7 protein-coding genes are annotated in these 11,492 nt (G+C 72.6%); 6 read left to right on the top strand and 1 reads right to left on the bottom strand.

Translation table 11 applies throughout. The annotated features are described in order from the left end of the window. Nucleotides 1–14 precede the first annotated feature (14 nt). From BSZ37_RS07435 to BSZ37_RS07410, 6 genes are all read left to right on the top strand, one after another. Nucleotides 15–1,235: a putative sugar nucleotidyl transferase gene (locus BSZ37_RS07435; protein WP_095509944.1), complete on the top strand. Its 1,221-nt coding sequence runs from the start codon at nucleotides 15–17 to the stop codon at nucleotides 1,233–1,235. An 89-nt stretch (nucleotides 1,236–1,324) separates the two neighbouring features. Next, the gene (locus BSZ37_RS07430) at nucleotides 1,325–3,592 is read left to right on the top strand and encodes a TonB-dependent receptor (RefSeq protein ID WP_095509943.1); all 2,268 of its coding nucleotides are present in this window, start codon (nucleotides 1,325–1,327) and stop codon (nucleotides 3,590–3,592) included. Next, entirely contained in the window at nucleotides 3,593–5,311 is a 1,719-nt protein-coding gene (locus tag BSZ37_RS07425; protein ID WP_095509942.1) for a hypothetical protein, read from the top strand. A gap of 9 nt (nucleotides 5,312–5,320) precedes the next feature. Next, the gene (locus BSZ37_RS07420; protein WP_095509941.1) at nucleotides 5,321–7,075 is read left to right on the top strand and encodes a lamin tail domain-containing protein; all 1,755 of its coding nucleotides are present in this window, start codon (nucleotides 5,321–5,323) and stop codon (nucleotides 7,073–7,075) included. Further along, a complete protein-coding gene (locus BSZ37_RS07415; RefSeq protein ID WP_095509940.1) occupies nucleotides 7,076–8,728 on the top strand; it encodes a lamin tail domain-containing protein in 1,653 nt (550 codons plus the stop codon). It begins immediately after the preceding gene. Between the two features lie 19 nt (nucleotides 8,729–8,747). Then, entirely contained in the window at nucleotides 8,748–10,403 is a 1,656-nt protein-coding gene (locus BSZ37_RS07410; RefSeq protein WP_095509939.1) for a lamin tail domain-containing protein, read from the top strand. A 99-nt stretch (nucleotides 10,404–10,502) separates the two neighbouring features. On the opposite strand, the gene BSZ37_RS07405 is transcribed toward BSZ37_RS07410, so the two are convergent. After that, a complete protein-coding gene (locus tag BSZ37_RS07405; protein WP_095509938.1) occupies nucleotides 10,503–11,342 on the bottom strand; it encodes a sigma-70 family RNA polymerase sigma factor in 840 nt (279 codons plus the stop codon). Between the last annotated feature and the right edge of the window lie 150 nt (nucleotides 11,343–11,492).

Below are 11,492 nucleotides of genomic sequence, written 5' to 3'. Positions count from 1 at the left end.
TCCCCCGTCCCCCTATGACTCTCTGCCCCTTCGAGGACGACCGCGTCGGCCACCTCTCCCCGCTCGCGCTCACGCGGGCCGTCTACGACCTCCGCGTCGGGGCGCGGACGCTGTTTGAGGGAATCGCGGCGGCGTTCCCGGCCGACCGGCTGGCGCTCCACACGCGCGCCGCGCTGACGGGCGTCGCGGCCGAAGAACACCCCGAGGCGGGCGAGGTCGCGGGACCGACGCTGTTCATCAACGGGCGGTGGCTCGTCCGCCCCGGCGACGCGCTCGACGCCGTGCGCGGGCTGGTGGGTACGGACGAGGCGCGGGCGTTCACGCAAGGCGACACGCTCCTCGCGCTCTGGCACCCGAACCCGCCGGAGAGCCTCACCGCGACCGACGCGCTTGGCCGGTTCCACACGGAGGGGATCCCGGAGGAGCGCGTCGGGGGGGCGACGCTCGTCACGCACCTGTGGGACCTCATCGCCGACCTCGGCGAGCGGATTTCGTTCGACCTGGAAGCGATGGGCGGGCTCGGCACACACGCCGGCACGATCGAGGACGGCGCGCACGTCGTCGCGCCCGAGTCGGTCCACCTCGGCGAGGGCGCGGTGATCCGGACGGGGGCCGTGGTGCGCGCCGACGCGGGACCGGTGTGGATCGGCGCGGGCGCCGAGGTGGGCGAGAACGCCGTCGTGAAGGGGCCGGTGTACCTCGGGCTGAAGGCCGTCGTCCACCCTGCGGCGCGGGTCGACGAGAGCGTGATCGGGACTTGGTCGAAGGTGGGCGGCGAGGTCCACGGGAGCGTGGTCCACAGCCTGTCGTCGAAGGGCCACGACGGGTACCTCGGCAACAGCTACCTCGGGCGGTGGTGCAACCTCGGGGCCGACACGAACACGTCGAACCTCAAGAACGACTACGGCGAGGTCACGCTCTGGGACGCCGTCGCGGAGGACTTCGTGGGGAGCGGGCGCCAGTTCGCGGGCCTCTTCATGGGCGACCACTCGAAGTGCTCGATCAACACCATGTTCAACACGGGGACCGTCGTCGGCGTGTTCTGCAACCTGTTCGGGTCGGGCTTCCCGCCACGCCACGTCCCGAGCTTCTCGTGGGGCGGAGCTGAGGGGCTCGTCCCGTACCGGATCGACAAGGCGCTCCGAGTCGCCGAGGCGGTCATGGCCCGCCGCGACCGGGCGCTCTCGGACGCCGAGCGGGCGCGCCTGGAGGCGATCGGGGCCGCTGTGTCGTAACTGTTATCGGGTTAGCAGGGCATCACATCTCGCCTGTCTGAGGGTGGGCGGTGCGGGTAGCTTCCGCGCTGCACCTCTCGTCCTGTTGAATGGCCCGTCCGCTACTCGCCCTCTTCGTCGCCCTCCTCGCCGCCGGCTCCGCCCTGGCCCAGACCGGCGGCCTCCGCGGGTTCGTCACCGGCGCCGACGACGGCCAGCCACTCATCGGCGCGACGGTCCTCGCCCAGCCCGTCGACGCGGACGGGAATCCGCAGGGCGACCCGCGCGGCTCGGCGACCGACATCGACGGGCTCTACGTGATCCCACGGCTCGACGTCGGCCCGTACGTGGTCCGCGTGAGCTACGTCGGCTACGAGACGCAGTCCGAGCTGGTGACGATCGACGCCGGGCCGCTCCGGTCGTACGACGTGGCGCTCGCGGTCGAGACGGGCGACTTCGAGGTCGTCGTCGAGAGCGAGCGGTCGGCGGGCGGGGCCCGCGTGACGGCCGGCGTCCAGGCCATCGACCCCAAGGACATCGACATCGTCCCGGCGCCCGACGTCTCGGGCGACCTCGTGAGCTACCTCACGACGTCGCCGGGCGTGGTCACGACGGGCGACCGCGGCGGCCAGCTGTTCGTCCGCGGCGGCGAGCCGAGCCAGAACCTCGTGCTCCTCGACGGGATGGCGCTGTACCAGCCGTTCCACGTCCTCGGGTTCTACTCGGCGTTCCCGAGTGACATCCTCGCCGGGGCCGACCTCTACGCCGGCGGCTACCCGGCCCGCTTCGGCGGCCAGGTCTCGTCGGTCCTCGACATCCAGACCCGCAACGGCAACAAGCGCGAGTTCGCCGCGGCGGCCTCCGTCGCCCCGTTCGTGAGCGCCGCCCGCGTCGAGGGCCCGCTCATCCCCGGGGCAGCCTCGTTTGTGGTCTCGGGCCGGAAGAGCGTGGTGGAGGAGGGCGCCTCGCGGATCGTCGACCAGGACCTCCCCTACGACTTCGGCGACGTGTTCGGGAAGGTCCACGGCGTGCTCACGCCGAACGCCCAGCTCTCGGTCCAGGGCATCCACACGTACGACCGCGGGACGATCGGCGAGGACGTCGGCGGGGACGTGCCGGAGGAGGTCGGCTACCGCAACACGGCGGCTGGGCTCCGCTTCCTCTACCTCCCCAACGTGTCGGCGCTCCGGGCCGAGATCCTCGTCAACGTGTCGCAGCTCGAGAGCGAGCAGGGCCTCGACACGCTCCGGAACGTCCCGCTCCGGGCGTCCTCCATCGGCCGCCTCAACGCCGAGACGAACCTCACGTTCTACCTCCCGTCGGTCGACCTCCACACGGGCGTGTTCGTCCGCACGAACCGGCTGACGAGTGAGCTCCGGCTGGCCGGCGGCGACAACCTCGAGGAGTACTTCACCGAGGCCGGCGCCTACTTCGAGCCCGAACTCCGGCTGGGCGGGCTGTCGCTCCAGGGTGGCCTCCGCATCCAGAGCTACCCCAACGACGGGCGGACCTACCTCGAGCCCCGCGCCCGCGTCGTGTGGCAGGGCGGGTCCCACGAGCTCTCAGCAGCCGGTGGGCTCTACCACCAGGAGGTCATCGGCGTGAACGACCGGCGCGACGTGGCCAACGTGTTCACGGCGTGGACGCGGGCCCGGGACGAGGAGGTGCCGTCGGCGTGGCACGGGATCGTTGGCTACCGCGTGACGCCGGCGCCGTGGCTCGAGCTCGTGGCCGAGGGCTACGTCAAGTTCCTCGACAACCTCCAGGTGGCCGAGTGGACGGCGTTCCCGCGGTTCTCGACCGGCACGCAGCCGGCGACGGGCGAGGTCTACGGCCTCGACACGCGCGTCGAGGTCCGCGCCCGAAACGCCTACGCCTACCTCAGCTACGGCCTCTCCGAGGTGACCTACGACGCGCAGGGCCCGAACCTCGAGCTGTGGTACGGGACCGAGACGCTCCGCTTCAACCCGCCGCACGACCGGCGCCACCAGCTCAACGCGCTCGTCTCGACGACGGTCGCCGGCGTCGACCTCTCGGCCCGGTTCCAGTTCGGCTCGGGCCTCCCGTTCACGCGGGCCCTCGGGTTCGACCGGTTCATCTCGCCGAACTCGCCGCCCGACGTGTTCGAGACGCCGGGCACGCGGCGCGTGATCTACGAGCGCCCCTACAACGGCCGGCTTCCCACCTTCCACCGCCTCGACCTCTCGGCCGACCGGACGTTCGCGCTCTCGGCCGGCCTCGACCTGACGGCCCAGATCGCGCTCATCAACGCCTACGACCGGGCCAACGTGTTCTACTACGACACGTTCACGCTCCGGCGCGTGGACCAGCTCCCCCTCATCCCGTCGTTCGGCATCAAGCTCGCGGTCAACGACTAGATGCCGCGCCGCCTCCTCGCCCTCGTGGCGCTCGTCGCGCTCGCGGCGTGCTCCGACGCCGTCGACCCGACGCTGGGCACGGCCCAGGCCTTCTCGCTCTACGGCTACCTCGACCCCACGGCGAGCCATCAGGCGATCCGCGTGGCGCCCATCCTCGAGACCCTCAACGCCGACACCAGTCGCACGCTCGCGGCCCGCGTGACGTCGACCGAACGCGGGACCGGCCGGACCACCACGTGGCGCGACTCCGTCGTGACGTTCCGCGACGGCTCGGTCGGCCACATCTTCGTCGCCGACTACACGCCGACGCCGGGCCAGACCGTTGAGGTCCGGGTCGAGGAGACCGACGGGGACCGCCGCGTGACGACCGTCGAGGTCGACGTCCCCTTTCTGGCGCAGTCGGAGATCGGCGAGCCGCTCTCTGGCGTCGTCGACACGACCTACCCCGTGACGGTCCGCGGCGTGCCGCGCGTGATCGGCGGGACGCTCCGGCTCTACGTCACCGGGGCCCCCTCGGCTCCCAGCGACACGACCCGCCTCGAGGTGCCCTTCGAGCCGGGCCAGCTGACGGTCCGCGAGGAGGCCGGCGCGTGGGTCGCGACCGTCCCGTTCCTCGCCGCGACGCGCGACTACCTCCAGGCGAACGGGCTGTACCAGCGCGGCCTGACGCTGCTCGAGGCGGAGTTCGCGCCGTTCGTCACCAGCGCGTCGTGGGACCTGCCATCGGGCGGACTCGACGAGGAGGCCGTCGTGGAGCCCGGGACGTTCTCGAACGTGACGGGCGGGTTCGGCTTCGTCGGGTCGGGGTTCGAGGCGCCGGTCCGATGGCTCCCCTCGCCGGGGACGCAGTACCGGGCCGGCTTCGCGATCGAGAACGACCCGGCCGGGTTCATCGCCGTCAACGAGGTCGGGGAGGGGTTCGCGGAGCTCTACAACCCGACGCTCGAGCCGGTCACGCTCAGCGGCTACGCCGTAACGGCCGGGGTCCCCGAGGACGGCGTCCGGCTTCCGTTCGGGACCCAGATCGAGGGCGGGGCCTTCCTCGTCGTCAACGGCCCGTTCACCATCGTGCCCGAGACGGAGGTCAAGCTGCTCTCGCCGTCCGGCCGGCTCGTCTCCCGGATGTACATCGAGCCACTCACGGGGGGCCTCGACTACGAGCAGGAGACGTGGGGCTCCTATCCCGACGGGCTCTCGTACCCGGTCCGGGGAAGCGGCCCCAACGACCCCGGCACCGACCTCTTCCATGGGCCGCTCCGGGCCACTCCGGGCCGCCCGAACCGGCCGTCGCTCGTCCCCGCCGTCATCAACGAGCTCTACACCGAGGGCGAGACGGGGTGGGTGGAGGTGCTCCAGACGCGCCCGAACCTCGAACGTGCGAGCCTGTTCTCCGCCCCCCGCGATCTCTTCGACGGCAGCCCGGCCAGCCCCGTCTCCGGGACGGAATTCTGGGTCGCGGAGGAAGGCAGCGGGCTCGTGCTCGGGCAGGCCGAGGGCGTCGTCTACCTGCTGGCCTCCTACGGACCGCTCCCCGACCCCGGCCAGCGCCGGCCCCGGCGCGTCGTCGACTACCGCGCGTACGGGCCCCAGACGCCGGGGCGCTCCGTCGGCTACCTCCCCGACGGGTTGGCCGACCCGCGCGAGCCGGACCTCAACTGGACGGAGGGCCTCCTCCCGACGCGCGGCGCCCCCAACGCCGCCGCCCGCCTCGGTCTCTAGCCCGCCCCGATGCGCCGCTCGCGCCTCCTGCTCCTCCTGACCGCCGCGGCCCTCGCGGCGTGCTCGGACGCCGTCGACCCGACGCTGGGCACGGACCGCGTGTTCTCCCTCTACGGCTACCTCGACCCCACGGCCGACCGGCAGGCGATCCGCGTCGCCCCGATCTATGGCACCATCGACGCCGACACCGTGCGCGCGGCGCCGGCCCGGGTCGCCTCGGTGGAGCGGGAAACCGGGCGGGAGGTCGCCTGGCGCGACTCGGCCGTGACGTTCCAAGACGGGTCCGTCGGCCACGTCTTCGTCGCCGACTACACGCCGACGCCCGGCGCGACCGTCGACGTCCGGGTCGAGGAGACCGCCGAGGCCGGGCGCGTCGTGACCACCACGGTCACGGTCCCGCCCGTCCGCCAGGCCCGGATGGCCGACGGGACCCGCCTGCCCCGGGGGACCTACCGCGTCGAGGTCCAAGACGTCCCGCACGTCCAGGCCGGCGTGCTCCGGGTCCACGTCCTCGGCCTGCCGGGGACCGAGGTGGACAAGGTCGGCGCGTTTGACATCGGCTTCGAGAGCCTCCCCGCGACCGAGGCCGCGCCCGGCACGTGGGCCATCGAGGTCCCATTCCTGGTCCTCGCCCGTGACGAGCTCCAGCGCCGCGGCCTCGCGGGCGTCGTGGAACTGGTCGAGGTGGAGTTCGTCGCGTTCGTGACCAACGAGGCGTGGGGCGCGCCCCTCGCCGATGCCGACCCCGACGCGCTCGTCGAGCCCGGGACGTTCTCCAACGTCGACGGCGGGTTCGGCTTCGTCGGCGCCGGGTACCGGACGGCCCTCCGGTGGACGCCGTCGTTCACGGTCCAGGCCTGGGCCGGGTTCAAGGTCGACATCGACCCTGCCAGCCGGGTCCGCATCAACGAGGTCTCGCTCACCGACGGTTGGGTCGAGTTCTACAACACGACCCCCGACCCCGTCCAGATCGGCGGCTACACCCTGACCGTCTCCGACGGGATTGACGACGACGGCAGCGGGCCGAGCTACCGCATCCCGGACCGGACGACCGTCCAGCCCGGCGAGTTCTACCTCGCCCAGGCCGGCCTCGTCATCGCGCCCGGCGACCGGGTCCAGCTCCTGAACACCGAGGGCAGCGCCGTCCAGGAGCTCTACGTCGACCCGCTGTCGATCGGGATCGAGCCGGCGACCGCCTTCGGCGCCTACCCCGACGGGTTCACCCTCCCGTCGCGCCCGCTCGTCCCCGAGCCCGAGGACGACGGAGGGGCGGGCCCGACGCGGACGCCGCAGGTCGACGTCTTCGCCGGCCCGAACGTCCCGACGCCGGGGGGCCCCAACGCCCCGCTCCACCAGCACGCGTTCGTCAACGAGGTCCTGACCTCCGGGGCCGACGGCTGGGTCGAGGTCCTCTCGCAAGCCCGGACCCGCTTCCACTACCGCATCACGTCCTCGCTCGACCGGATCCTCGAGGCGCCCGAGGTCTTCGTCGACTCGGCCCAGGTGTTCGGCTCGTCGGACGAGGGCGGGCTCTTGGAGCTCTCGCAGACGGGCGGCGAGGTGTTCCTGCTGGTCCGCTACTTCGACCCGACCACCGAGGCGCAGGTGTTCCGTGTCATGGACGTCCGGGCGTACGGGCCCCAGACGCCGGGGCGCTCGACGGGCGCCCTCCCCGACGGCCCCGGCGGCGTCTGGACCGACGGCCTCCCCCCGACGCGTGAGGCGCCCAACGCCGCGCCCCGCCTCCTCGCCGGCTCCGGCTAGATGCGCCACGCCGCCCTCCTCCTCGCCCTCGCCCTCGGGGCGTGCTCGGACACCATCGACCCGACGGTCGGAACGGCCCAGGCCTTCTCGCTCTACGGCTACCTCGACCCCACGGCCGACCGGCAGGCCCTCCGCGTCGCGCCGATCTACGGGGCCCTCGACGCCGACACGGCCCGGACCCTCGCGGCCACCGTCACGTCCGTCGAGCGGGGGACCGGGCGGACGGCCACGTGGCGGGACTCGGCCGTGACGTTCCGCGACGGGTCCGTCGGCCACGTCTTCGTCTCCGACTACACGCCGACGCCGGGGGCCACGGTCGAGGTCCGGGTCGAGGAGGCCGACGGGGACCGCCGCGTGACGACCGTCGACGTCGACGTCCCCGCGCTCGTGGAGCCCGACCTCGGCGACGCCGTCGGGTCGGGCATTGACGTGACGTACCCGCTCCGCATCGACGCCCCGCGCGTGCTCGACGCCGAGCTCGTCTTCCGCGTGGCCGGCCTGCCCGGCTCGACGAGCGACTCGACGGCCGTCCGGTTCGACGGCGTCGCCCCGTTCGAGTCCGGCGCGGCAGGCCGCTGGACGCTTGACCTCGGCTTCGTCTCGACGGCCCGGACCTTCCTCGCCTCGGACGTGGTTGGCGGCGCCTCGCTCCGGCTCGTCGACGTCACGCTCCGCGCGTTCGTGGCCAACGACGCCTGGGCCGTCCCCCCGGACGGTCTCGACGAGGACCGGATCGTGGAGCCGGGGACGTTCTCGAACGTCGAGGGCGGGTTCGGCTTCGTCGGGGCGGGGTACTGGACGGAGGTCCGGTGGACCCCCTCGCTCACGACGCAAGCCCGCGCCGGCTTCGACGTCGACGTCGACCCCGCCGGGCTCCTCTGGATCAACGAGGTGAACCCGGCCGGCTGGGTCGAGCTCTACAACCCGACCCTCGAGGCGGTCCCCGTCGGGCGCTACGCCATCTCGGCCAGCGGGCAGACGGCGGAGTTCCCGGACGGCACGACCGTATCGCCCCGGGGCTTCGCTGTCCTCCAGGTCGGGCCGTCGCTATCGGACGGGCCGGTCGTGCTCCTCAGCCGGAGCGGCGAGCCCATCATCGAGTACGTCGTCGAAGACCTCCCCGTCGAGGCTGCCTTCGGCGGGGTCGGCTCGTACCCGGACGGACGGACACGCCTCATCGGCGAGATCCAGCGGTACCGGGGCGTCGACCTGTTCCGCGGCCCCGTCACCGCCACGCCGGGCCGCCCAAACCGGCCCCGCACGCGACTCGCCCTCGTCAACGAGGTGTACACGGCCGGGAGCGACGGCTGGGTCGAGGTGGTCGCCGTCCCCGGCATCGCCAACGTCCTGCTCACGGACGACCCCGCACGGCCGCTCTCCGAGTGGGTCCCGGCGCCGTTCACGGATGGCTTTGGCGTCGCGGCCGAAACGCTCGGTCGGCTCGATCTTCCCCAAGGCGGGGGCGAAGTCGTCCTGGTCGTCCTGATCCGCGACAATCCTCCGCAGGTGGTCGACGTCCGGACGATCGGCCCGCAGACGCCCGGCCTCTCGTCGGGTGCCCTCCCCGACGGCGACCCCGACGCCTGGACGACCGGCCTGCGCCCCACCCGTGGCACACCCAACGCCGCCGCCCGGCACCTCGTCGCCCGCTAGCCTCTCCCCCGACGCGCCCATGCGCCGCCTCTCCCTCCTCGTCCTCGCCATCGCTGGCGTCCTCCACACCGCCGGGTGCTCGGATGTCGTCGACCCGACGGTCGGGACCAATCAGGTGTTCTCGCTCTACGGGTACCTCGATCCCGCCGCCGACCGGCAGGCGATCCGCGTCGTCCCCATCGGGCAGACGATCGACGAAGCGACTCCCGAGGTGCTCGACGCCGTCGTGACGACGACGGAGGCCGGCAGTGGGGAGACCGTGACGTGGCGCGACTCGCTCGTGACGTACCGCGACGGCTCGATCGGCCACGTCTTCGTCGCCGACTACACGCCGACGCCCGGCGGGCGCGTGTCCGTCAACGTCGCGGCCAGCGACGGGCGGGAGGCGACAGTCGAGGTCGAGGTGCCGCCGCTGGCGCGGTCCGAGATCGGCGCGCCGTTCAACATCAATGCGCTGACGAACTACCCGGTGACGGTCCGCGGCGTGCCGCGGGTGCTCGGCGGGACGCTCCGGCTCTACGTCACGGGCCTCCCGACGGCCCCCGCCGACACGAGCACGCTCGTGGTCCCGGTCGACGAGTACACCATCCGGCAGGAGGGGGCCGACTGGGTCGTCGTCGTGCCCTTCCTCCTCGCCGTCCAGGACTACCTCCGGTCGGCCAACCTGGCCGGCGTGGGGCTGACGCTGATCGAGGCCGAGTTCGCGGCCTTCGTCACGAACGAGGCGTGGGCGGTGCCCGAAGGCGGGTTCGACCTCGACGCCATCGTCGAGCCGGGGGCGTTCTCGAACGTGGACGGCGGGTTCGGCTTCGTCGGCTCCGGCTACGAGGCGCCCGTCCGCTGGCTCCCGTCGCCGAGCACGCAGGCCCGGGCCGGCTTCGCGGTCCCCGGCGACCCCGCCAGCCTCGTGGCGGTCAACGAGGTCGGCGAGGGGTACGCCGAGCTCTACAACCCGACGCTCGAGCCCATCAACCTGGGCGGGTACATCGTGACGGCGGGGGCGCCCGAGGACGGCGTCCGGATCCAGAACCCGACGCTCCTCGACGGCGGCGCCTTCCTCGTCGTGAACGGGCCGTTCGCGGCCACCGAGGCGGCCAACGTCGCGCTCCTCAGCTCGTCGGGCCGGCTCGTCTCCCGGATCTTCGTCGAGGAAGGCGTCGAGGCGTGGGGGTCGTACCCGGACGGCCTGTCGTTACCGCTCCCGCAGAACGGGCCCGACATCTTCCGGGGGCCCGTCGCCCCGACGCCCGGGGGGCCGAACCGGCCGGCCTTCGTCCCGGCCGTCATCAACGAGCTCTCGGCGGGCGACGAGCCCTTCGTCGAGGTCCTCCCGACGTACAACCTGTTCGGGAGCGCGCGGCTCGCGACTTTGCCCCGCGACCTCGCCTTCGGCGGGTCCGACGCCCGGGCCGAGGGCAGGTTCTACGTGGCCGAGGAGAACGACGCGCTCGTGCTCGACCCGACCGGCGGGACGGTCTACCTCCTCGTCCGCTACGGCAACCCGAAGCTGGCCGACGTGCCCACGGGCTACCGCGTCGTCGACGCGCGGACGTACGGCCCGCAGCCGCCGAACCGCTCGCTCGGGTACCTCCCCGACGGCCCCGACGGGGCCTGGACCGAGGGCCTCCTGCCGACGCGCGGCGCCCCCAACGCCGCCGCCCGGTTCGGCCTCTAGCGGGGACCAAATGAAAGGCCCGGCCGAACGGTGTCGGCCGGGCCTCCGAGTCGGTCCGCCTCGGTCGCTCCGCGAGCGGGCCGAGGCGGGGACGGGTGGCTAGTTGAGGTGCGCCACGAGCTCCTCGCGGCGGTGCTTCTGGCGGAGCTTGCGGAGCGCCTTCTCCTTGATCTGGCGGACGCGCTCGCGCGTGAGCCCGAACCGCTGGCCGACCTCGACAAGCGTGAGCGGCTGCTCGTGCCCGATCCCGAAGTAGAGCCGCGTGATCTCGGCCTCGCGCGGGTGGAGCGTCGCGAGCGCCCGCTCGATGTCGATGTTGAGGCTCTCGTTGGTGAGGTCCTCGTCGGGCTGCTCGTAGTTGTCGTCGGCGAGGACGTCGAGGAGGCTGTTCCCGTCGTCGTCGTCGAACGGGGCGTCCATCGAGAGGCTGTGGCGCGAGTGCTGGAGGCCCTCGACGACCTTCTCCTCCTTCAGGTCGAGCTCCTTGGCGATCTCGTCCGGCGTCGGCTGGCGGCCGAGCTCCTGGGCGAGCCGGGCCGAGGCCTTCCGCATCTTCGACAGCGTGCCGACGCGGTTGAGCGGGAGCCGGACCGTCCGGACCTGGTCGGACAGCGCCTTCAGGATCGACTGGCGGACCCACCAGACGGCGTACGAGATGAACTTGAACCCGCGGGTCTCATCGAACCGCTGGGCCGCCTTCACGAGGCCGTAGTTGCCCTCCGAGATGAGGTCGGCGAGGGAGAGGCCCTGGCCCTGGTACTTCTTGGCGACGGAGACCACGAACCGGAGGTTCGCACGCACCAGCTGATGCAGCGCGAGCTGGTCGCCCTGCTTGATCTTCTGGGCGAGCTCGACCTCCTGGTCGGGCGTGAGGAGGGGGACCTGCCCGATCTCCTGGAGATACTGGTCCAGCATCCGCTGACTGCGGGGGACGTACATCGGCGGTTCGTGGGTTAGCGTGACAAAGGTGGCGGGAGCCCTCCGCGTCCGGCAGCCCTCCTGGGCGTAGACACAAGCGCGCAAAGTAGGGAAAGTCCTCGGCGCGGTCTGGGCGAACCCCCGTCCTATCGGCGCCTGGTACCGGAGTTC

This window comes from Rubrivirga marina, from assembly GCF_002283365.1.
Taxonomy (GTDB): domain Bacteria; phylum Bacteroidota; class Rhodothermia; order Rhodothermales; family Rubricoccaceae; genus Rubrivirga; species Rubrivirga marina.
Note: the sequence above shows the minus strand (reverse complement) of the source record. Positions and strands in the feature narration are given on the sequence as shown.